At 66.0% G+C, this 22,834-nt stretch carries 17 protein-coding genes; 4 read left to right on the plus strand and 13 right to left on the minus strand.

Going from position 1 to position 22,834, the window contains the following annotated elements:
• Positions 1 to 5: 5 nt before the first annotated feature.
• Positions 6 to 2,012: a DUF6541 family protein gene (locus AC1DZV_RS13485; RefSeq protein ID WP_476953895.1), complete on the plus strand. Its 2,007-nt coding sequence runs from the start codon at positions 6 to 8 to the stop codon at positions 2,010 to 2,012.
• A gap of 79 nt (positions 2,013 to 2,091) precedes the next feature.
• Positions 2,092 to 3,168, plus strand: a complete 1,077-nt coding sequence (gene wecB / locus AC1DZV_RS13490; RefSeq protein ID WP_476951067.1) for a non-hydrolyzing UDP-N-acetylglucosamine 2-epimerase — start codon at positions 2,092 to 2,094, stop codon at positions 3,166 to 3,168.
• A gap of 64 nt (positions 3,169 to 3,232) precedes the next feature.
• Here the strand turns inward: wecB and AC1DZV_RS13495 are convergent, their stop codons facing one another.
• From AC1DZV_RS13495 to glf, 11 genes are all read right to left on the minus strand, one after another.
• Positions 3,233 to 4,333 carry a glycosyltransferase family protein gene (locus tag AC1DZV_RS13495; RefSeq protein WP_476951068.1) on the minus strand — a complete coding sequence of 367 codons (1,101 nt, stop codon included), beginning with the start codon at positions 4,331 to 4,333 and terminating at the stop codon, positions 3,233 to 3,235.
• Positions 4,326 to 5,447: a glycosyltransferase family 4 protein gene (locus AC1DZV_RS13500; protein ID WP_476953896.1), complete on the minus strand. Its 1,122-nt coding sequence runs from the start codon at positions 5,445 to 5,447 to the stop codon at positions 4,326 to 4,328. The genes AC1DZV_RS13495 and AC1DZV_RS13500 overlap by 8 nt, the downstream gene beginning before the upstream one ends.
• A complete protein-coding gene (locus AC1DZV_RS13505; RefSeq protein ID WP_476953897.1) occupies positions 5,444 to 6,607 on the minus strand; it encodes a glycosyltransferase family 4 protein in 1,164 nt (387 codons plus the stop codon). Before AC1DZV_RS13505 ends, AC1DZV_RS13500 begins: the two co-directional genes overlap by 4 nt.
• On the minus strand, positions 6,604 to 7,599 hold the full coding sequence (locus AC1DZV_RS13510; protein WP_476953898.1) for a Gfo/Idh/MocA family oxidoreductase: 996 nt from the start codon (positions 7,597 to 7,599) through the stop codon (positions 6,604 to 6,606). The genes AC1DZV_RS13505 and AC1DZV_RS13510 overlap by 4 nt, the downstream gene beginning before the upstream one ends.
• Before the next feature lies 1 nt (position 7,600).
• Positions 7,601 to 8,692, minus strand: a complete 1,092-nt coding sequence (locus tag AC1DZV_RS13515) for a DegT/DnrJ/EryC1/StrS family aminotransferase (protein ID WP_476951072.1) — start codon at positions 8,690 to 8,692, stop codon at positions 7,601 to 7,603.
• Positions 8,689 to 9,285, minus strand: a complete 597-nt coding sequence (locus tag AC1DZV_RS13520) for an acyltransferase (protein ID WP_476951073.1) — start codon at positions 9,283 to 9,285, stop codon at positions 8,689 to 8,691. The genes AC1DZV_RS13515 and AC1DZV_RS13520 overlap by 4 nt, the downstream gene beginning before the upstream one ends.
• A gap of 48 nt (positions 9,286 to 9,333) precedes the next feature.
• A complete protein-coding gene (locus AC1DZV_RS13525) occupies positions 9,334 to 10,623 on the minus strand; it encodes a nucleotide sugar dehydrogenase (RefSeq protein ID WP_476951074.1) in 1,290 nt (429 codons plus the stop codon).
• Between the two features lie 91 nt (positions 10,624 to 10,714).
• The gene (locus tag AC1DZV_RS13530) at positions 10,715 to 11,440 is read right to left on the minus strand and encodes an ABC transporter ATP-binding protein (RefSeq protein WP_476951075.1); all 726 of its coding nucleotides are present in this window, start codon (positions 11,438 to 11,440) and stop codon (positions 10,715 to 10,717) included.
• The gene (locus AC1DZV_RS13535) at positions 11,441 to 12,322 is read right to left on the minus strand and encodes an ABC transporter permease (protein ID WP_476951076.1); all 882 of its coding nucleotides are present in this window, start codon (positions 12,320 to 12,322) and stop codon (positions 11,441 to 11,443) included. It lies immediately after the preceding gene.
• Position 12,323: 1 nt separating this feature from the next.
• Positions 12,324 to 14,321: a glycosyltransferase gene (locus AC1DZV_RS13540; RefSeq protein WP_476951077.1), complete on the minus strand. Its 1,998-nt coding sequence runs from the start codon at positions 14,319 to 14,321 to the stop codon at positions 12,324 to 12,326.
• Positions 14,318 to 15,505, minus strand: a complete 1,188-nt coding sequence (glf, locus tag AC1DZV_RS13545; RefSeq protein ID WP_476951078.1) for a UDP-galactopyranose mutase — start codon at positions 15,503 to 15,505, stop codon at positions 14,318 to 14,320. The genes AC1DZV_RS13540 and glf overlap by 4 nt, the downstream gene beginning before the upstream one ends.
• 289 nt (positions 15,506 to 15,794) lie before the next feature.
• On the opposite strand from glf, the gene AC1DZV_RS13550 reads away from it, so the two are divergent.
• On the plus strand, positions 15,795 to 20,189 hold the full coding sequence (locus AC1DZV_RS13550; RefSeq protein WP_476953899.1) for an FtsK/SpoIIIE domain-containing protein: 4,395 nt from the start codon (positions 15,795 to 15,797) through the stop codon (positions 20,187 to 20,189).
• Here the strand turns inward: AC1DZV_RS13550 and AC1DZV_RS13555 are convergent.
• Positions 20,157 to 20,552, minus strand: coding sequence for a hypothetical protein (locus AC1DZV_RS13555; protein ID WP_028276013.1), 396 nt, complete (start codon positions 20,550 to 20,552; stop codon positions 20,157 to 20,159). The genes AC1DZV_RS13550 and AC1DZV_RS13555 overlap by 33 nt on opposite strands.
• Before the next feature lie 404 nt (positions 20,553 to 20,956).
• Here AC1DZV_RS13555 and AC1DZV_RS13560 point away from each other — a divergent pair, with 404 nt between their 5' ends.
• On the plus strand, positions 20,957 to 21,205 hold the full coding sequence (locus tag AC1DZV_RS13560) for a WhiB family transcriptional regulator (protein ID WP_003804966.1): 249 nt from the start codon (positions 20,957 to 20,959) through the stop codon (positions 21,203 to 21,205).
• 153 nt (positions 21,206 to 21,358) lie between these two features.
• Here the strand turns inward: AC1DZV_RS13560 and AC1DZV_RS13565 are convergent, their stop codons facing one another.
• The gene (locus tag AC1DZV_RS13565; RefSeq protein ID WP_079552959.1) at positions 21,359 to 22,828 is read right to left on the minus strand and encodes a sensor histidine kinase; all 1,470 of its coding nucleotides are present in this window, start codon (positions 22,826 to 22,828) and stop codon (positions 21,359 to 21,361) included.
• Positions 22,829 to 22,834 lie beyond the last annotated feature (6 nt).

Consider the following 22,834-nt stretch of genomic DNA (forward strand, 5'->3'; position numbering starts at 1 on the left):
CATTAATGAACTGGTGGCAGGCGTTTCCCGCTATCGCCGTGGCCGCACTCTTGATGTTTCTCCCCGGGTTGATGCTCGCGAGGGCGCTGGGCGCCAAGGGCTTTGCCTCCGCGGCAATGTCCCCCTTGGCCTCCTGCGGACTCATAGGGCTCGCGGGTGTGGTGGGAGGACTGCTCCGGCTGGACTGGGGGCTCCTAAGCTATCTGCTCGTGACAGCAATCTGCACGGGCCTGGCATTCCTGTTACGGAGATCCTTAAAAGGACGGGTTGCCGCAGTCGCTCCAGCCTCGGTGGCGCCCTCCGTCCAATGGGCGGCAATCCTGGGCGGCATGGTGGCGGGCTCCACCCTTATTCTCAACCGTCTGCTCCCTGCCATCGGCAAGCCCGGGAACTTCGCGCAGGTGTACGACAATATCTTTCACCTCAATGCGATCCGGTACATCCTCGAAACCGGCAATGCCTCGTCCCTGACGTTGGGACGGATGCTCAGCCCGGATTCCGGGATTGCCATCTACCCGTCCGTATGGCACTCGCTGGCTGCCCTCGTGGCCCAGGTGACCAACAACGACGTCTTCGTCAGCGAGAACGCCGTGGTCGTAGCGGTGAGCGCGCTCCTGTGGCCCTTCGCCTGCATCATGCTGGTCCGCGGCATCGTCGGTCCCCGCGTCCTGCCGCTTGTGGTTGCCGGTGCCCTCAGTGGCGGCTTCTGGATGTTCCCTTTCCAATTGCTCCAGTGGGGCCCGCTCTATCCCAATACCCTTGCCTACAGCTTGCTGCCTCTGGCGCTGCTCATCCTTGTGGGGCTGTTCCGAGCCGGGCGCGAAAGATTCCTGGACGACGTCAGCCTCTGGTCCTTCCTGGCAATCGCGGTTGCGGCGTTGTTCCTTTCGCAGCCCAACGGTGTCACGGCACTCCTGGCGTTCTCCGTCCCGCTCATTGCCGCCGCGTGGTTCTCCCAGATGCGTGCCCGCATCCGCTCCACAGCCGGCAATAGGGCAATCGGGCTGACAGTCCTTTGGGGTCTGGCGGCGGCTACCGCTTTCCTTATCGTCTGGCAGGCATTGCTCCTGAACTTCGACAGCTGGCAACCCAGCCGGACCCTGGAGCAGGCCATGGGCGACGTCGCTACGGGCACACTCCTCGGCGGCGGCGACACAATGGTCGCATCGGTGGCGGCCCTGGTCGGCATCATCACCATCATCTGGCGGCGGAGAGGCGGCTGGATTATTGCCTGCGCACTCATTGCCGCTGCCCTCTACGTCGTCGCCGTCGTCATGTATCAGGGCCGCTTCCGGCATTTCACGATCGGCAGCTGGTACCAGGATCCGTACCGGCTCGCGGCCTTGGTGCCGTTGTTCATGATTGTCCTTGCCAGCGTGGGTGCTGACGGCCTGGTGTCCGCGGTCAGGGGATGGCTCCGGCGCATCGGCGCGAAACGTGGCGCCGGCCGACGGCTTGGCCTCCCTGAGTTCAGGGGATCCGGGAGCCTGTACGCCGTCGCAGCAGCTGCGATTCTTGCGCTCGTACTCTCCACCCTGGTGGATCGCGTCCATAGCCCCGGGCTGACCGCAGTGTCGACCAAGATCAGCAACTCATATTCCTTTGCCCCGGGCTGGGCTGTATCCAGTGATGAATTCGCCCTGATGTCCCGACTCGATTCGACTGTCCCGAAGGATGCAGTTATCGGCGTCAACCCGTTCAACGGCGGGCCGCTGGCCTTCGCCATATCTGGTCGCCGCGTCACCCAGTACCACCTTTCGCCGGGGCCCGACGCCGATCTTCGCAAGATTGCGATGGACCTAACGACGTCGCAAAGGGGAGCTGAAACCTGCCAGCTCGCGGAGAAAGAGCACGTGCGCTACATCCTCGACTTCGGCCGCTTCTACATCCTCAACTTCGTGGAGGCTCAGGCATATCCCGCGTTCGACAACGTGCTGGCGACCCCGGGGGCAAAGGTTGAACTCGTGGACCATCAGGGCGCGGCCAAATTGTTCAAGGTCAACGCCTGCTAACCATGCTGCGCCCGGTACCGACGGGTGCGCGGGGTCACAGCCGCCGTGGCGGGGGGCGGCTATCGCATAAGCTGGGAGTATGCGTATTCTCAGCGTCGTCGGCGCAAGACCACAGTTTGTAAAGCTCGCGCCGATCGCGTCAGCTATCACCGGCCGGGCGGAGCACCTGATTGCCCATACCGGCCAGCACTATGACGAACTCATGAGCGATGTTTTCTTCCGTGACCTGGGTATTCCAGCGCCCGATTTCAACCTCGGCGTGGGGTCCGGCAAGCACGGCGCACAGACGGGGGCCATGCTCGGAGGCCTCGAGGAGATCCTGGAAGAGGCCAAACCAGACTGCGTCCTGGTATACGGCGACACGAATTCTACCTTGGCCGCTGCCATAGCCGCGGTCAAGATGCATATTCCCCTGGCTCACCTCGAGGCGGGGCTGCGTTCATTTAACCGTCGCATGCCCGAAGAACACAACCGCGTCCTGACCGACCACGCCGCGGACCTGCTGTTGGCCCCCACGCACGTGGCCGTTGACCACTTGGCCAACGAGGGCCTCGCCGCCAAGACCGTCCTCGTCGGCGACGTCATGACCGACGTCCTTTACCAGGTCCGTGCCCTGCTGGAGAGCCGGAAGGAGCCACTCCCCCTCGACGTGGCCCCGCAGGGATACTACGTCAGCACGATCCACCGGCCTGACAACACGGACTCACCGTCCCGTCTCCGGTCAATCCTGGCGTCCCTGGCCTCCCTGGACCGTCCTGTCCTCCTGCTCGCCCATCCTCGCCTGGTCAGTCTGGCAGAACGTCACGGACTGACGCTGGAGCAGGGAAGCATCCGGGTATGCCCGCCGCTGGCCTACCCGCAACTGGTCAACGCCGTCCTCAACAGTGCAGGCGTTGTCACCGACTCGGGAGGCCTCCAGAAGGAAGCCTTCCTGCTGCGGGTGCCGTGCACGACGATCCGTCCCGAGACAGAGTGGGTTGAGACCCTCGAATCACAGTGGAACGTTCTCGTGAGCGAGGACCTCTCCATCCTGGCCGACACGGTGAAGCGGCCCGCCCCCGAGCCCACGGACGCGGCCCCGTACGGCGACGGGCACGCCGCCGAGAAGATCGTGGACGCGCTGCTGAACTTCAACGCGGTGTCCGGCAGAAAGTAGCAAGCGCCGGCACCTTGCCGGGGCGGGAACGGGCGAAACAAAGTCCGTTGCCGCCCCTGCTGCTTTAAAGCAACGCGGACGCCGCCATGAACCGCAGCGGCGCTTCTGGATGCAGCTGCGCCGCCGGGGTCGACGCGATCAGGGTATGCGGCCGCCCGAACCTGCGGCGCGATGCTGCCGCTGCCAACATCTCGGCCAACGGGCCAGGGCTAAGAATGTTGCGGAGCAGCCGGGCGTCCGCCAGGGACAAAGGCCGATCCGCCCCCGGCGCCGCGGCCAGCAGCGTACCGGCCACGCGCGCGAGTTCCTCGCGCTCCGCATCCGTCCAGCCGCCTTGGTCCGCGCGGGGGAGAATTACGCCAAATACGTGCACCCGGAGCACCTTGGTGACCAGGGCCTGGCGCTGGGCCAGGGGAAGCGCCACGAACCAGGGGTCGGCAACCAATTCCAGGGCAAAGGCGAACAACTCGCCTATCTCCCGTCGCTGACCGGTGACCCGGTCCTCCGCGTCGGCGCCAACTACGTATTTGCCGGCCCCCCGGGCGTAGTCGATCCGGCCGCCGCCGAACCATAGTTTGGCAGAGAATATCTGGTCCTCCCCCGTCCGCAGATCCGCGCTGAATTCAAGGCCGAGCCGTTGAATTTCACTGCGTCGCAGGAGGCCCAGTGGGGCGGTGCGGTAGCTCAGGCGGTCCTTGACCGGATCCAGATCGAACCGCCTGCCGACCCGGACCGGTGGAGTCCGCACCAGCGCCCCGCCGGCATGTCGCTGCGGGGCGATGACCATCGCGGAGGAGTGGCTGCGAGCGAGCTCCAGCCACTGGCGAAGAGCGCCAGGCTCAAGATAGTCATCGCTGCCAAGAATGCAAACGAATTCGGCCGTGGCCTGCTGCAGCGCATAGTTGAACGGCCCGGCCGGGCTGGGAATCCCGTCCCGGAGTTCCAGGAACCTGGTGGCAGCAGCCAGCTCGGGTGGAACGTTCCTGGAAATCTCGTCCCTGGCGATGTTGTGGCACACGACCGTGGCCCGGACTCCTTCCGGGGCGTTCAACTCCAGGCCGGCCGCCGCAATCGAGGCGAGCGCCCTTGCCACGGGCCGGGTGCTGCTGTGCACTGCGATGACGACGTCCACCGCCGGGGCTGCACCGGTTGCACCGTTATTCACCCCGGCTCCGTCCTGTGTGTCCTGCGGTGGCGAACGCCCGGCCGTAGACGTCCTCGAAGAGCCGGCCGACAGTGGTTCGGCTGAATCTGGCCCGGATGGGCTCAGCGATGGTGGAGGGCTCCACCTCCGCAAAGGTCCGGCGGGCCTCCACGATCGCGGCCGCCAGGGACTCCGGCGAAGCGTTGTTCACCAGGACGCCGTTCGCTGGTGTCACGTAGTCGGTGAATCCCCCTACTCGTGGAACGACGACGGGCCGGCCGGCGGAGAGGGCCTCGGCCGCCGACGTGAAGAAGTTCTCATGCGCAGTCGGGAGGAAGAATAGATGGGCCTGTTCGAAGAAGGCGAAGACTTCGGCCGGTGCTACCGCGCCGACCAGTGTGACGTTCCCGCAGAGCTTCAATTGATCTATCAGTTCTTCGGCCTCCCTCCGGAGGGGTCCTTCCCCCACCCAGCTGAGGTGCACGTCGTGGCCCGATTCCTTCAGCGCTGCCACGGTCCGGATGGCCAGCAGCGGGCGCTTTCCCGGAACCAACCCGCCAACAGCGGCCAGGCGCAGCCCTTCCCCGGCGGGCAGCGGCTGCAGCGGGCGCTCGTTGGCAACGACGCAGGGAACCAGCACGGCAGCCTGTGGCCGTGCGAACGCCTGCAGTTTCTCCACGAGTTCCGCAGTCACTCCGGTCACGGCGTGGGGAAGACGCAGGACCCATCGCAACCAGGCAAAACGTGGCCACATCCCGGCGACATTCCGCGGGTTCGTGACACCGCTCCAGTGCTCCGAGTGAACCCAGGGGATCCGTCGCAGGACCGCTGGCAGGGCCGCTACGAGTGCCGAGGAAAAGGCCATCGTGTGCAGCACATCCGCCGTCGAGCTTTCCCGCAGCAGCATGCGGAGCACAGACAGTGCCGTCCACGGCCGGCGGGGGTCGAGGGAGACCCGCCGCACAGGCAGGCCGGCATATGATTCTGCGCCCGCGGGCAGCCTGCTGCCCAGCCGCACATGCAGCACCCGGACGTCGTGCCGGAGTTGGATCGCCTTCGAGTGCTCCAGGTTGAAGGGGGCCTGGGCCGGCGAGCCCGCGCTGGGGAACCAGGTGGTAACCACAAGAATCTTCATCGGCGGGTCCTCGCCACCGTGGCAATGACGGCCGCCGCGGCCTGGCCTGCCGCCGCGAGGGAAGCGTGGTCCGCCACCCACTGCGAGCGGTGTCCACGGCCGGAGTCGTCCGTTTCGAGCGCGGCGATCATTGCCGCCGCCACTGCATGGGGGTCGTGGTCGACGGCTTCGCCGAGTCCGTTTCCAGCCACCACTGCTGCCCCCTCGCCGGCCCCGGCAAAAATCACCGGAGTCCCGCAGCCTGCGGCCGCATAGATTTTGGTCGGCTTGGCGAAGTCATAGCCCTGGCCTGGTTTGATGCTGACGAGTGCTGCTGCGGCTCCCCGAAGCCAGTCCGCTGCCTGCCGGGGCGGAACGACTCCGCCGAACACCACGCTTCCAGGAGCGACCTCGGCCGCCAGCGCCCGGAGGGCCTGCTCATCCGTGCCCTGCCCGAAAAAGCGGATCTCGGCGTCGGGGTATGTCCCCTGCACGATCGGCAGGGCGCGGACAAAAACGTCGGCTCCCTGCCATTCTGAAATGGTTCCGGTGTAGGCGAAATAAGGCCGGTCACTGGCCGCGGCCTCGCCCTTGGGGTTGAAGACCGAGGTGTCGACCCCGTTGGCCACCACACGGAGCCGCTCCGCCGGCACGCCGAACTTCTCGACTTGCTCGGCGACGGCGTCAGAAATGGCGATGACGCAGGCGGCACGTCGCAGCACGAAACCTTCGACACGCCGCATTATGCCGATGACGACGCCGGGCACGTCGGTTGCGGACAGCGCTTCACTCCACACGTCCGCAGCGTAGTACACGAACGGACGGCGGCGGAGCCAGCTGCTGAGGGCCACCACCAGTCCGGTGGTGGGTGGCGGTTCGGAGACAACTACATCCGCACCCTGAACCAGCAGGCGGAAGAAGGCCGGTATGTCGAAGCTCAGGTACTGGAGATAGCCGCGGACATTGCCGCCGCGGTCCCGTAATACGGGCCAACGGCTGATTCCGAACGGGACGCTGCCGGCCGAGGCCCCGCCGGGGGCGCGGGTGGTCACGACGTGGACTTCCGCCCCCGCCGCCACCAGCCCGTCTACCAGGGCCTGGAGACGAAAGGCAGCGGCCCCCACTTCGGGCGTGAAAAGCCGGGTGGCGACCGCGACCCTCAAACGGGGACGGCCCGTCATGAGACGTCGACTTTGACCATCTGCCCGCTGCGCGCGGACTCCAGCACGGCCTCGGCAACGCACAGCGTGTCCAGGCCTTCGCGCATGGTCACGACGTCATTGCGCAGCCCCAGGACGGCGTCGCGGAAGGCCTCGTGTTCCGTGCGCAGCGGTTCGGGTTTGGCGATTGCAAGCCGGGTCATGTTGCCCTCGGAAACACCCCGGAAGGCGGCCATTGAGTCCCACTCCGTGGCTACGGTGCCGTTTTCGAAGAACGTCAGGTCCGCCGTGACCGTGTCGGCCACGAAAGCGCCCTTTTCGCCGGTGACGATTACCAGGCGCTCTTTCATGGGGGAGAGCCAGTTCACCAGGTGATTGGTGATGACGCCGCTTTCCAACTGCCCTGTCGCCGCCACCATGTCTTCATGCGGGCGGCCGCTGCGTGTGGTGACATGGGCGAAGATCGACTCGAAGCGGCTCTGGGCGAGCCAGGCGGTCAGGTCGATATCGTGCGTGCCCAGGTCCTTCACAACCCCGACGTCGGCGATGCGCGACGGGAAGGGACCCTGCCGGCGTGTGGCAATCTGGTAAACCTCACCGAGCTCGCCAGCTTCAATCCTCTTCCGCAGCGACTGCAGCGCAGGATTAAACCGCTCGATGTGGCCCACAGCCCCAACGAGATTTTTGGCATCGAAAGCATCCACGAGACGTTGGCCCGCCGCGGCACTTTCGGCAATCGGCTTCTCCACGAGAGTGTGGACGCCGGCCTCGGCCAGAGCCAGACCAACTTCCTCATGCATCCCCGTGGGGACGGCGGCGACCGCCATGTCCAGGCCCTGGGCAATAAGCTCCTCCACCGAGGACAGCACCGTCAGGCCCCCGGCCACGCCGTGCGGATCGCCATAGGCGTCCGCCACAGCCACCAGATCGACGCCGGGCAACTCGCGAAGAACCCGGGCATGGTGCCGGCCCATCATTCCCAGCCCGATCAGGCCGACGCGCAGATTCGCCATCTCAGGCACCGGCCTTTGCCACGGCGTTGACAGCAGCGACGATCCGCTCGAGGTCGTCCTGGCTCAGGGACGGGTGAACCGGCAGGGAGAGCACTTCCTTGGCGGCCGTCTCCGTGTTGGGCAGGTCTTCCGTCCGGTTGAAGGACGGAAGCCGGTGGTTCGGGACCGGGTAGTACACGCCGGTTCCGATGTTGTACTCATCCCGCAGCGCCTTGGCCAGCCCGTCGCGGTCCTCGGGAACCCGGATGGTGTACTGGTGGTAGACGTGGCCCGCCCCGGCCTTGACTGCCGGGGTTCCGACGTTTTCCAGGTTGGCGTCGAGGAATGCCGCGTTCTGCTGCCGCTGCGCGGTCCAGCCGAGCACCTTGGTGAGCTGGACGCGGCCGATGGCGGCGTGGAGGTCAGTCATGCGGGCGTTGAAGCCGACGAGCTCGTTCTCGTATTGCTTCTCCATACCCTGGTTGCGCAACAGCCGAAGTTTGTGCTCGACGGCGGCGTCCGACGTCGTGACCATGCCGCCCTCACCGGAGGTCATGTTCTTGGTCGGGTACAGGCTGAACATGGCGAAGGTGCCGAAGCTGCCCACCTTCTTGCCGTTAAAACTGGCTCCGTGGGCCTGGGCTGCGTCCTCATAGAGATCGATGCCCCGCCCCGCGGCAAGCCGGCCGAGGCCCTCGACGTCGAAGGGGTGGCCGTACAGGTGGACCGGCATGATGCCCTTGGTCTTCTCCGTAATCAGCGAAGCGACGTGGTCTGTATCCAGGGTGTAGTGGTCCAGCTCGATGTCAGCGAAGACCGGAGTCGCGCCGGTCAGTGCCACCGCGTTGCCGGTGGCGGCAAAGGTGAAGGACGGCACGATCACTTCGTCGCCAGGCCCAACGCCGGCGGCGAGGAGACCGAGGTGGAGGCCGGAGGTGCCGGAGTTCACGGCAACGGCCGCGCGCCCGTCCACGAGCACCGAAGAGAATTCGGTTTCAAACTCCGCTACCTGCTTGCCTTGGGCCAACATTCCGGAGGCGAGTACGGCATCTACGGCCGCCCGCTCTTCATCGCCGATGATCGGCTTTGCTGCGGGGATAAAGTCCAGGCTCATGCGTTGTCCTCTGCCTCTTTCAGGAAATTTTCTTCTTCAACATATTTGGCGCCCGTCTCGGGGCAGACCCAGAACCCGTCCACCTCACGCAGCGGGAAGCCGGCCTTCCCGACCCAACCGAGCCGTTTGGCCGGTACTCCGGCCATCAAGGCGAAGGCGGGCACATCCTTCGTGACGACAGCGCCTGCGGCGATGGTCGCCCAGCGTCCGATCGTCACCGGCGCCACGCAGACGGCTCGAGCGCCGATGGACGCACCATCTTCGATGGTGACGCCCACCGGGGTCCAGTCGTGCGCGCTCTTCAACGATCCATCTGGGCTGACGGAGCGGGGGTAGGTGTCGTTCGTGAGGACCACTGCGGGTCCGATGAAGACGCCCTTCCCCAGCTTGGCGGGCTCGTAGACCAGCGCGTAGTTCTGGATCTTGGTGTTGTCGCCGATGTGGACACCGGTGCCCACGTAGGCGCCGCGGCCGACAATGCAGTTTTCACCCAAGGTGGCGTCCTCGCGCACCTGGGCCAGGTGCCATATCTTGGTGCCGGCGCCCAGCACGGCGCGGTCCGAAACATCAGCGCTCGGGGCAATGTTATTCATCGTGGATCTCCTGTGAAAGGGAAGAAGTGATCGGCGAATCTACCGGGGTCATGCCTTGCCGATGACGCGGTACTGGACGCCGTCCCACGCCTCGGGGCTGCTCACCCGGCGGCCGTCGATGAACACCCGGACACCCGGGAGGTCCTGCGGCCCCAGCGTGCGGTACCCGGCGTGGTCCGCCTGGACTACGGCCGCGTCTGCGGACTCCCCCAGGTGGTAGGGCTGGAAGCCCAGCTTCTGAAGTTCCTCGTCGGTGTACAGCGGGTCATGGACGAGGGCAGCGGCGCCGCGCAGTTCGAGTGCCTTGACGGCGTCGAAGACACCGGAAAATGCCGTCTCCTTGACGCCGCCGCGGTACGCAGCGCCGAGTACCACCACGCGGGCACCTGCCAGGTCGCCATAAGCTCCCTCGAGCAGCCCGATGGTGTAGGACGGCATGTCGGCGTTGGCCGCGCGGGCTGCGCGCACCACCGTGGCTTCCGGATCGTTCCAGAGGTACAACCGCGGATACACCGGGATGCAATGTCCTCCGACAGCGATTCCCGGCGTGTGGATGTGGCTGTAGGGCTGGGAGTTGGCGGCCTCGATGACCTGGTAGATGTCGATGCCTGCCGTGGCGGCATAGCGGGCAAACTGATTCGCGAGTCCAATGTTCACATCGCGGTAGGTGGTTTCCGCCAGTTTCGCCATCTCCGACGCCTCGGCGGAGCCCAGGTCCCAGACGCCATTCGGACGGGCCAGATCAGTCCGCTCGTCGAAGTCGAGCACGGCCTGATAAAACTCGACCGCTTTGGCTGCCCCTTCTTCGGAAAGTCCGCCTACCAGCTTGGGGTACTTGCGCAGGTCCTCGAACACCCGGCCGGTGAGCACGCGCTCCGGCGAGAACACGAGGTGGAAGTCCTGCCCCTCGACCAGGCCCGAGGCCGATTCCAGTGCCGGTTTCCACCGGGTCCGGGTGGTGCCGACCGGGAGGGTGGTTTCGTAGGAGACCAGGGTGCCAGGGGTCAGGTGCTTTGCCAGTTCGGCGGTGGCCGCGTCCATCCACCCGAAATCAGGATTCGCGTCCGCGTCGACAAACAGCGGCACAACGAGAACTACAGCGTCCGCTTCGGGGACCGCATCCGCGTAATCGGTCGTCGCCCGGAGCTTTCCTGCCGGCACCAGCTCGGAAAGTTGTTCCTGCAACCGGGCTTCGCCAGGAAATGGTTCCATTCCGGCGTTGACGAGGTCGACAACCTGCCGGTTCACGTCGACGCCGACGACCTCATGACCCTTGGATGCAAACTGGACGGCCAAGGGCAGGCCGATCTTACCCAACGCAATTACAGCAATCTTCACGATTCTCGTGCCTTTTCTCTCATGCCTGATGGCAGGGCCGAAGGACCTGCCTCCACACTAGCGGCTGCCGCGCGGCAGCGGAGTCTGCCGACTAGCTGCGGAGCCTGCTTACCGCTTCGCTGATCGGCCCATCGAACAATACATTTCCGTGCTCAAGCAGGACACCGCGGGCACAGATCCGGGAAACCAGGTCCAAGTCGTGGCTGACGACGACGAGCGTCTTGCCCTTTTCTGCCAGTTCCTGAATCTTGGCAATGCACTTGCGCTGGAAAGGTTCATCTCCGACGGCGAGAATCTCATCGATCAGGAAGACCTCGGGGTCGGTGTGAACTGCCACGGAGAAAGCCAGGCGCAGGTACATGCCAGATGAATAGAACTTGACCTCCGTGTCGATGAATTCCCCAATTTCGGAGAATTCCACGATCGCGTCGAACCGCTCGTTAATCTGCTTTTCAGTCATCCCCAAGATCGCACCATTGAGGTAGACGTTGTCGCGCCCTGACAGGTCAGGATGGAATCCCGCTCCGACCTCAATCAGGCCAGCCACGCGGCCGCGTGTGTATACACTGCCGGAATCCGGAAGCATGACACCAGAGATGTGCTTCAACAGGGTCGATTTTCCGGATCCATTGAGGCCGAGCAGCGCCACGGTCTCCCCCGTTTCCACCATCAGGGAGACGTCCTTCAGGGCGTGGAACTTCTTGGAAAGGTCACCTTTGCGGCCTTTCACCAGCCAGACGACCGCTTCCTTGATGGAACGGGTGTGGCGGAGCACGAACTCCTTGCTGATACTGGAAACTTCGATCGCGTTTGCCATTTACAGCTCCTGAGCGAAGCGGCCCTCGAGCCGCCGGAAAGTTAACTGTCCCAGTGCCAGGACCACGAGTGAAATGACGAGGCCGACCGGCAGCCACAGGCTGAAGAGATCCGGCGGCATCGCGGCAGAACCGTCAGTGGTGGGGTACCAGAACGCATAGTGGAACAACTCGACGCCCACCGTGATGGGGTTTGCCTGGTAGATGGCAAAGAGACCCGGCCCCAGCTTTGACTGCACCATCGTCCAGGAGTACATGACGGGCGATGCCCAGGTGGCCACCATCAGGAGCATGTCAACGAGGTTCTCCGAATCGCGGAAATACACGTTGGCGGCCCCAAATAATAGCCCGAGCCCGGTGGCCAGGAAGCCCACTATGGCGAATCCGCCCAACGCCGCCAAGAGCTGGAAAGCGTCCGGATGCCACCCGGCAAAGACGCACCCGATCACGAGGACAACGAGTTGGGGGAAGAAATGCACGGCCGACACCCAGACCGACGCCACCGGAAACAGCTCCCGGGGAAGATAGATCTTCTTGATCAGGTTGCCGTTGTTCACGATCGATCGTGCGGCGTTCCCGAGAGCTTCGGAGAAGAAGTTGATCAGCACGATTCCGGAAAAGAGATACACGGCATAGTTCGCGAGGCCGTCCGGATTGCGTGCGCTGCGTTCCAGGCCAAGAAAGACGCCCAAGGCCACGTAGAACACGAGAAACTGCACACCGGGCTTCACATAGGACCAGAGGATACCCAGAACGGAGCCGCGGTAGCGGACCTTCAGTTCCTTGCGGACCAGCAGTTTCAGCAGAAAACTGGACTGGCGAAGATCCCGAAATCCACCACCGAGACCCGGGCGGGTCAATTCCCCGGAAATCGTGGTTGTCACTCTATTTCACTTCGCTCTGGGTGTGTTCGGTGAAGATTTTCTTCCAGGAATCCAGGGACGTAAGCTCCGGCATCGCCGCCTTGTACTGCTTGCTCAGCGACCGCCAGTCCTTCAGTAGTGCGGCATGCAGACGACTGCTGTCGGTGAGCATTTCCCGCACGCGCTTGGGGTCCCGCTTGTACCAAGAGGCGCCTGTTCCTTCCGCGTTGGAGACAACGGCGCTGTCGAACTGCGCGATCCGCCACCAACGGTTATCCTGATGTGCAATGCTGGTTTGCGGACGTTCCGCGCTCGTCTTACCCACTGGACGGAAGAGCTGCCGTGCGACAGTCTTGGCTGCCCAAGGCAGAAGAGTGATCTTGGACGGCTGGGACACACCGTGCCCGTGGCGCGGCGGCTTGTCCATCTTGGGTGTCGGAAACTCGTCGGGATTCGCGCGGAAGATCGAGTCGGAGTAGCTGGCCATCATCGTCCTGATTTCGGGCAACTTCGAAGGTAGCCGTTCCGGCAGCCCGGACGGCCCCTTGAGCACATCTTCGATCGCCCAGCCACGGCCGTGCGCGGTCGCGTACTGCATTGACACGAGGTGCTTGATGTCCGCGTACTGCGATTCGCGCACAACGCGGCCGCCATGTTCGTAGGGGCTGTGGAGCAGGGCCGTCACGATCCGGTTTCGTGCGTGGAAGTAAGCCTGCCAGCCTACGAGGTCATCCTTATCGATCCAGGACACATGCCACACGGCCGAACCCGGAAGGGAAACTGTCGGGAAGCCGTGTGCCTTGGCGCGCAGTCCGTATTCCGAGTCGTCCCACTTGATAAACAGGGGCAGTGAAAGGCCGATTTCGCGGATGACCGAGGTCGGGATCAGGCACATCCACCAGCCGTTGTAGTCCACGTCGCAGCGGCGGTGCAGCCAAGAGGTCTGGCGCAGGTTCGAGGACAGGAAGTCGTGCCCGAGGACCATGTCCTCGCTCGGCAATGTCGGCTGGAAGCGGTAGGGGTTGACCACTTCGCCGAACGTGTGGAGAACCGTCCGGTTGTACAGGTCGAACATGTGGCCGCCGACGATCGTGGGCGTCTTGCAGCGGTCCGCGAAGGTGAGCAGGCGGATGATGCTTTCAGGCTCGACCACGATGTCGTCGTCCATGAGCAGGACGTAGTCACTGCCGTTTTCGACGGCCTCGAACATGCCACGGGCAAAGCCGCCGGAGCCGCCGAGGTTCGACTGGTTGATGATCCGCAGCTTGCCGTCGAGCGAATCCCGGACCTCGGCGTAACCGTCTGCGTCCTGGACCTTCTGGGTGCCCTGGTCTACCAGCAGGATCTCCTGGACATATTTGAGCGCATCGGGGTTCTCGGCCAGCAGCCGGAGATTGTTGAGGCAGAAGTCGGTCTTGTTCAGCGTCGTGATCTGGAGGGTCACCGAGCCGGGCGTGCTGTCAACGGCGGGGCCCTGCCATTCGGCGTCGACCATGACGAGCGGTTCGGAGCCCGCTACGAGGTCGAACCAGTACCAGCCGCCGTCGCCGAAGGGCGCCAGGGACAGCTCGAAGGTGTTCTCCGCCGCACCTGCGACGCGCCTCGTGTCGACGCGCTGCAGGGATCCGCGGGCGTTGGACTTGTAGACGATGACCGATCCAACGCCCTGAGTGCGAACCTGAAGCCGGACATTGTCCACGGTCGTCCAGCGGCGCCAGTAGCTCGCCGGAAAGGCGTTGAAGTAGGTGCCGAACGACACCCGTTCCCCCGACCTGACCTTGGTGGAGCTTCGGGACAGGAAGTCTTCGACGTGGGCTTCCTTGGTGGAGCTGCTGTAGGTCTGGGGCTTAGCCTTTTTTCCGCCGCGGTCACCGACCGTGGGCAGCTGGATGCCGGTCGCGGTGCCCATGTCCATGTACAGGGGAACCGTGTCCATCTGGCTGGCATTGGGCAGGATGACCCGCTGCAGGGTGTCCCACTGCTGGGCGGACTCTACCTGGGTGTCGGTTGCGGCGCTCATGCGTCCACTCCCCCGCTTTCAATCTTGGCGCCGCCTTCGAAGTGCGGGCGGATCTTGTTGTCGAACATGGTCAGGGCCGAGCCGATCGCCATGTGCATGTCCAGGTATTTGTAGGTACCGAGGCGGCCGCCGAAGAGGACATCCTGCTCGGCCGCGGCCAGGTCGCGGTACTTGAGGAGCCGATCGCGGTCTGTCGGCGTGTTGATCGGGTAGTAGGGCTCGTCGCCCTTCTCAGCGGCACGGGAGAACTCGCGCATAATGACGGTCTTCTCCGTCTGGTAGTCGCGCTCCGGGTGGAAGTGGCGCGGCTCGATAATGCGGGTGTACGCGACGTCTTCGTCGTTGTAGTTCACTACCGACGTGCCCTGGAAGTCCCCGACGTCGAGCACCTCTTCTTCGAAGTCGATGGTGCGCCAGGACAGATCGCCTTCGGCGTAGTCGAAGTAGCGGTCAACGGGTCCGGTGTAGACGACCGGGATGTTGCCGACCACCTTGCCCTTGCTGTACTCGTGGGACTCATCGAAGAAGTCCGTGTTGAGCCTGACCTCGATGTTGGGGTGTTCGGCCATCTTCTCGATCCACGCCGTGTAGCCGTTGGTCGGAAGGCCCTCGTACTTGTCGTTGAAGTACCGGTTGTCGTAGTTGTAGCGCACCGGAAGGCGGGAGATGATGCCCGCGGGCAGGTCCTTCGGATCCGTCTGCCACTGCTTGCCGGTGTAGTGCTTGATGAACGCCTCGTAGAGCGGGCGGCCGATCAGCTGGATGCCTTTGTCGTTCAGGTTCTGCGGATCGGTGCCGGCCAGTTCGCCGGACTGCTCCTTGATCAGTTCCTGGGCCTGCCCGGGGGTCAGGTTGGACCGGAAGAACTGGTTGATCGTAGCCAGGTTGATGGGCAGGGAGTAGACCTCGCCCTTGTGCACGCCGTAGACCTTGTGGACGTAGTTCGTGAACGTCGTGAAGCGGTTCACGTACTCCCACACGCGGTCGTTGGACGTGTGGAAGAGGTGGGCACCGTAGCGGTGCACCTCGATGCCGGTCTGCTCTTCCTTTTCGCTGTAGGCGTTGCCGCCAATGTGGTGCCGGCGGTCGATGACGACTACCTTCAAGCCCAGCTCAGTGGCGGCCTGTTCTGCGATTGTCAGGCCGAAAAAGCCCGACCCTACGATGACGAGGTCAGCGGTCACAAACTCTCCTGGTTCGAATGCGGGCAGCGCAATGTTGTGCATTGTCTGCTGGTCCAGCCTACCTGAGACCCTGTGGGTACCGGCGAATCGCGGCTGGCCCCGCGATCAGATGCCACCCCCATCCCGGGTCCGGGATCCCCGCATGGCGGGGGCAGCGGCGCCGCTCCGAAGCGTTTTCCACATGGATCATTTTCCCTGGCGCTGCCGGGCCGGAGCCTCCCTATTGTGGAATCGGACCCGTGGAACAGGACCCGTGGAACCGGACGCCCGCTCGGAAAGGATGCCGCGGATGATTTACCACTGCACTCTCGCGCCCAGCAGCCTGATGCAGTGCGCCCCCGCAGCCGGTACGACGCCGGACGGGCAGCTCATTGAGCTGTCCGTCGAGGTCCCCGACACGTGCCCGGGCGCGGACCTGGAGGCTGCCGTCGCCCGGCGCTACGGGACCGGTGAGCTGTCGGTCCGGGGAGCGCCGGTCGCCGCCATGACCGTTGGCGTGCCTCCCCTGGTCCAGGGTGCTGTGCTGGTTGAAGGTGCTGTGCTGGTTGAAGGTGCCGGGCTGGTTGAGGGTGCTGGGCTCGTGACGGGATCGGGCGCGGCATTCCGCTCCGGGCCGGGCCAACGGCACACTGCCACGTTGCTGCTCGCCGTGGACAGCGGTCCCGGCGCGGGCACGCTGGTCGCCCTGCGGCGGGGAAGGTTCCGGATCGGACGCGCCGGCACCGAGGTCGTGATCCCTGACGCCGAGCTCTCCCGGGAGCACGCGCGCCTGGACGTGGCGGACTCGGACGTCACGATCATGGACCTCGGCAGTGCAAACGGCACCAGCGTCGATGGCCGGAGCGTGCGAACGGCCCCGGTGACCACGGCGTCCTCGATCCGCTGCGGCGACTCCACTATCTCGCTTCGGCTCGGGCCATCGGGCGTGCCCCGTGCTGCCCCCGACGCCGTGACGTTGCTGGCAGGCTCCAGCGTTGCCGCGCCGCTGGTTGTCCGCGGCACCGCCGCCCCAGGCCACCGGGCCGCCATGGCGCTGGCCGCGGTGCTGCCGCTTCTGGTCGGCGTCGGCCTGGCATTTCTCACCGGCATGTGGATGTTCCTGGCCTTCACCGCAGTCTCTGGGGTGTCCGTCCTGGTCACGTTCCTTTCGGGCCGCCGCCAGCGCCGCGAGTTCCAGGCCGCTGTGGCGGAGGCCGCCCTGCAGGACAGGGAACGACGCCGGCACGCCGCACCTTCCGCGGCTGACCTGACCATTGGTTGCGCGGCTGCGGTGCCCCCGGCAGCCAGTGCGCCTGGCGGGGAGCCGCCGGACATCTGCCTGCGGCTCGGGCTGGCGGAACAGAGCGCGAATATCCGGCCCGAACCACCCGACGCCGGCTTTCGGCTACCGCCGCTGGGCCAGGTGCCCCTGACCTTGGACCCGGTCCCGGCGGTGGTGACCGTCCACGGCCCCGCGCCCGCGACGGCCGGACTGATGCGCTCGTTCATCCTGCAACTGGCCGCCTATCCCCTGGCGGCCAGCACCCGACTGCTGCTGCATGGCCCGGCGGACACGGTGCCGTTGCCGGCGCGCTTCCTGCCCGGCGTCACACTGTCCGCCAATGACGCCACCACTGCGGCCGTGCTGGCCGCCGGTCACACCGCTCCCGGCAGTCCCGGCGATCCAGGCGGTCCCGGCCGTCCTCCGGGTCCCGGCGGTCCCGGCGGTCCCGGCGGTCCTCCGGGTCCGGGCGGGGGATTCGACCGCGGTGTCCTCATTCTTTGGAACACTCCGGCGCAGTCAGGTGCCGCGCCCGGTCCGGGCGCTGCTGGAGCCGGCCCGCCATTCAGGGCAATGGCGGCGGCGCACGGATGGAGGGTGATCGAGTGCTCGCCGGAGCCCGGTTCCGGCGTACACCCTGGCATTGTCCTCGGCCGGCGCGGCGCCCTGATCAGGCCTGGGTCCCCGCCCGTGGACTTCGTGCCGGATCTGGTCCCGGCCGAGGTCTTTGACCGCTTTTGCCGTGGGTTCAGTGCCGCACGGCGTACGCCGGCGACTCCCCCGCCAGCCATCCCGCATCATTGCAGCCTGTCCGACGTCCTTCCCCTCGCTGCACAGGACATCTCCCGGCGCTGGTCCCGGAGCGGCGCGGAGGCCGGGCTGGGTACGCCCGTCGGCGCAGCGGTCCGGGGTGCCGTGCGGATCGACCTGAAGGCTGACGGTCCACACTTCCTGGTCGCGGGGACCACGGGTTCCGGAAAGTCGGAGTTCTTGCGGACTCTTGCCGCCGGCCTCGCGGCCAGCCATCCGCCGGACCGGGTCAACCTGCTCTTCATAGATTTCAAGGGCGGCTCCGGCTTGGGCCCGCTCACCGGCCTCCCGCACTGCGTCGGCATGCTGACCGATCTGGGCGCTGCGCAGGTGGAGCGCACATTGGTTTCCCTGCGGGCCGAGGTCCGCAGGAGGGAGGAACTGCTCGCCCGGGCCAATGCCCCGGATCTCGCGGCCTACGAGGCGTCACCGGCCGCCGGACCGCCAGTCCCCTCTCTGGTCATCATCGTTGACGAGTTCAGGATCCTGGTGGACGAAGCGCCCGGCGCCCTCGCCGAGCTTATGAGAATTGCCGCCATCGGCCGGTCACTGGGGATACACCTCATCATGGCCACCCAGCGCCCGCAAGGAGCCCTGAACGCCGACATCAGGGCCAACGTCACCACATGCATCGCGCTCCGGGTCCAGTCCGGCCCCGAATCCTATGACGTGATGGGCTCCGGGCTCGCGGCCGCGATTCCCATCGCACGCCCCGGGCGGGCATTCCTGATCCGCGGTGCGCAAGCTCCGGAGGAATTCCAGACGGCCACCCTGACGCCCCGGGCCGACCCGCGGTCACCCGGGACGGTCACGGTTCGCACGGCCACGGACGAGCTGACCCGGCCACCGGCAGCCGCCGGTTTCCGGTCCGACGGCTCCGCCGGACGCGAAGCAGACGACGGCGCGGCCCTGGCACCGCTTCCGGCTCCGGCCCTGACTCCGGCCTTGGCTCCGGCACATGGGGCGGCGGCGCTGATCGACGCCGCTGCGGCCGTGTGGCAGGGTCTCGGCACACGAACGCCCCGCCGGCCGGTGGCAGATCCGCTGCCCGCCCTGCTGCCGCACCCAGGTTCCGGGCACGCCGGGCGGGACATGGTCAGGCTGGGCCGGGTGGACCTGCCGGAACTCCAACGCGTCACGGAGCTGGGCTGGAGTCCCGCCGGGCATGGGCATCTGGGCCTTATCGGCGCTGAAACCGGCGCCGGGGACCCAGTTTTGGCCCTCGCAGTTGATCAGCTTCTGGCCGGCGCTGTGGAGTCGCACCTGTACATACTTGACGCCGCCAGCGCTTTCAGCGGCGCCGCAGCGGAATCCCGGGTCGGCGCCGTAGCCGGCCTGCACGAAGTGCGCCGGGCTGCCAAGGTGCTGCGGCGGGTCGCCGAAGAAGCCACGTCACGGCTGGGTGCGCCTGCGGGCCGGGCGCGGCCCGGGCTGGTTCTGGTGGTCAGCGGCTGGGGCGCCTGGGTTTCGGCATTCCGGTCCGGGCCGCTGGCCTGGGCAGAAGACCTCGTTAATGACATCGTGCGGGACGGTTCCCGGGCAGGGATCACTGTCCTCCTCTCGGGCGGGCGTGAGCTGGTGACCGCGAGGTTCTTCGCTGGCCTGCCCAACCGGATTTTCTTCCCTTTAGGGTCTACCGACGAAGGCCGCCTTGCATGGCCGCGGCTTCCGGCGCTGGAGCCGGTCCCCGGCCGCGTGGCCGTGTTCGGCGCCTTTGTTCCCACGCCTCTGGCGACCGGGCATGCGGCCCAGCTGTTCGAACCAGCGGCCGCGGGCGGCCCGCGTCCCACGAGTGGGGCCGTGTCGACGAGGCCCTTCCGGGTGGACGCGCTGCCCGGGTCGGTGACCGTGGACGAGGTGCTGGCCCGGTGCGGCTCCGGTCCAGGGCGGAGGATTCCGGCACCTGCTGCCGCGCCCGGCGCCATGCCCGGCCCGGCGGATGTCCCGGTCCCGGCGGTTGCTTTGGTCCTCGGGGTCGGAGGCGACGAACTGCGGCCGCAGGGGATTCAGTTGCCCTCCGGCGGCGTTCTCGCGGTCCTCGGCGGCCCAGGCTCGGGAAAAAGCACGCTGCTGGCTGCGCTGCCGGGGATGAACCCTGCTTGCGCCTGGCTCGCGCCGCCGCGGGGAACCGCTTCCGGTCAGTACTGGTCCGGGCTCCACGCCAGCGCGCTCGCGGGCACCTTGGACCGGACAGCGATTGCGCTCGCGGACGACGCCGATCTGCTCTCACCCGAGGCCAACCGGGCCTTGGCGTCCCTGAACAGCCTGGGTTGGAGGGTGATTCTCACCGCGGGATTTGGTCCGGGCTTTGGGCAACGGGTGGATCTCGCTGCCATCGCGCGCGGCCAGGGGCGGGCGGTCCTGATACGTCCGCGAGGGCTCATGGACAGTGAGCCATTCGGGGTCCGGTTCGAACCGGAGCCCAGTCCTCCGCCGGGACGCGCCGTCGTCATTTCCGACGGTTGCGCGACGCCGGTCCAGCTGGCTGCGCTCCGCCCGGCCGTCCGGCCGGAACTCCTCCGCGCAGACGGCGGCCCGGACCACATCTCCCCCGGGCGGCACGCCGCACGGGACAGACCTCTACAGGGCGGGAGGGGCTCCGGCTGCCCGTGAGGCGAACGCTATGACCCGCTTGTCGAAAAGAAGCACGATCGCCGTCACAGCGGGGACCAGCATGGCCAGTCCGGCCAACGGATAGCCGCCGGTCAGGGTGGGGAAGCCAATGGTCAGCACGAAGATTTGGGCCACCAAGGCACCGGCCCGCGGCCAGCGGAACCCCCGCAACAGGAAGCGGGCGACGGCAAAGAGCCACACCGAGAAGGCCAGCAGCAGGCAGAGCGTAAAGACGGCACCCCAAAAAGAGAGTACCGGCGCCCCGGTCAGAAGCTGGGTCCCGTACCAGACGGCCGCCACGAGCAACGCCGTGGCTTCCAGTGCCACGACCACGGCGATGACAACAATTCCCCGAGGCCGCACAGGGCCACCGGCAGGGGCTTCGCCCGGATTCGGCAGCGAATTTGCTTCAGGAGGCCCGCCGGCATTTTCAGGGAGACTCTCACCGGGGTTTTCGCGGGGATTCTCACCGGGGTTTCCGCCGGCATTTTCACGGGGATCTTCAGGGTTCACAGGGGGCCTTGACACACTGGCACACTACCGGACATAGTCGACTAGATGTGAGGACGCCGCCATTGAATGTGATGCATCGCTCACGGTCTCGAGGCATCTTGGCCTCTATTACCCCTTGTTTACACAGCGTTAACATGACACGCTTAATCCAGATGACCGAGGGGGCCCCAATGGGCCCTTTTCTTATGAAGCCTCTAGTGAATAATTTCACAAAGGCATTTAACGAGTTCCCAGGAATGGAGTGACTGATCAGCATGGATTGGCGTAACCGCGCAGCCTGCCTTGACAAGGACCCGGAGCTGTTCTTCCCCGTAGGAAACACCGGCCCTGCCCTCCTGCAGATCGAGGAAGCGAAAAGTGTTTGCCGGCGCTGCCCGGTCGTGGACACCTGCCTGCAATGGGCATTGGAGTCCGGCCAGGATGCCGGAGTGTGGGGCGGCATGAGCGAGGACGAGCGCCGCGCCCTCAAGCGCCGCGCAGCACGGGCAAGGCGCGCCTCCTGATTCTGCTGCCCAAGCACCGATAGCTACGGTGCCGGCAACGATCGCACGACCCTGCAGCAATGGCCGCGGACCCACAGGTCCGCGGCCATTGCCCGTTTATGCCGGTGCGCCCGGAGCCTGCGGTGCGCCCGGCATCAGTGCGGCGTCAGGCTGTCAGCGCGGCGTCAGGCTCAGGACAATCTGGACCGCGGTTCCCCCGCCGTCCCTTCCCTGCCAATGGATGGTGCCACCGAGTTCACTCATGACCAGCGTGCGGACAATCTGCAGGCCCAGACCCTCGACATACGGCGTGTCCGGCAGTCCGACGCCGTCGTCCTCCACCGTCACGGTGAGAAGTTCATCCCCGTCCTCGCTCTCCGACCGGTCGGCGACGAGCCAGACCGTACCGGTGCGCCCCTCCAGCCCGTGTTCGACGGCGTTCGTGACCAGCTCGTTGATGACCAGGGCCAAGGGCGTGGCGAAGTCACTCGGCAGTTCGCCGAAGAGGCCGGAACGCTGGGTCTTGACCTGCTGCGAGGGCGAGGCGACCTCGGCAGAGAGCCGGAACTGGCGGCCGATGAGCTCGTCAAAATCAACGCTCTGGGTCAGGCCCTGCGAGAGCGTCTCATGCACGAGGGCAATGGTCGCCACCCGCCGCATGGCCTGCTCGAGCCCCTGTTTGGCCTCGTCGCTGACCATGCGCCGCGACTGCATCCGCAAGAGGGCGGCGACAGTCTGCAGGTTGTTCTTCACCCGGTGGTGGATTTCGCGGATCGTGGCGTCCTTGGTGACCAGCTCCATCTCCCGGCGGCGCAGCTCCGAGACGTCGCGGCACAGGACCAGGGCGCCGAACCGCTGCTGCTCGTCGCGCAGCGGGATGGCGCGCAACGAAAGACTCACGCCGCGTGACTCGATTTCACTGCGCCACGGCATCCGGCCCGTGACAACGAGCGGCAGGGTTTCATCGACCATGCGCCGGTCCCGCAGAAGCCCGGCAGTGACCTCGGCGAGGGACCGGCCCTCGAGGGACTCGCCGTCGCCGAGGCGGCGGAACGCGGAGACCCCGTTGGGGCTGGCATACTGCACGATCCCCTCGGCGTCGAGCCTGATCAAACCGTCACCCACACGGGGCGCTCCGCGGCGCGAGCCTGTGGGCGACGCGAAGTCCGGCCACAGGCCCAGGGTTCCCATGCGCAGCAAATCGTAGGCGCATTGCCGGTAGGTGAGCTCGAGCCGGGAGGGCATCCGCGAACTCGACAGGTCCATATGGGAGGTCACGATCGCCAGGGTACGGCCGTTGCGGACCATCGGGACCGCCTCGACCCGCAGGGCCATGTCGCTGCTCCAGTTGGTCTCGTTGGAGCGTTCAATCGCTCGGCTCTCCCACGCCTTGTCGACCAGCGGCTGCAGGTCCGACCGGATCCCCTCCCCCACGAAGTCGGCGTGGAACACCGTGTGCGTGGTGGAGGGGCGGACGTGGGCCAGTGCCACGTAGCCGAACTCCGGGTGTGGAAACCACAGGGCCAGGTCGGCGAACGCGAGGTCGGCGACCATCTGCCAGTCGCCGACCAGGAGATGCAGCCATTCGGCATCCCCCGGGCCAAAATCAGCATGTTCCCTGATTGGGTCCGTAAAGATTGCCACAGCACC

The sequence above is a fragment of the Arthrobacter sp. P1_D12 genome, assembly GCF_056406175.1.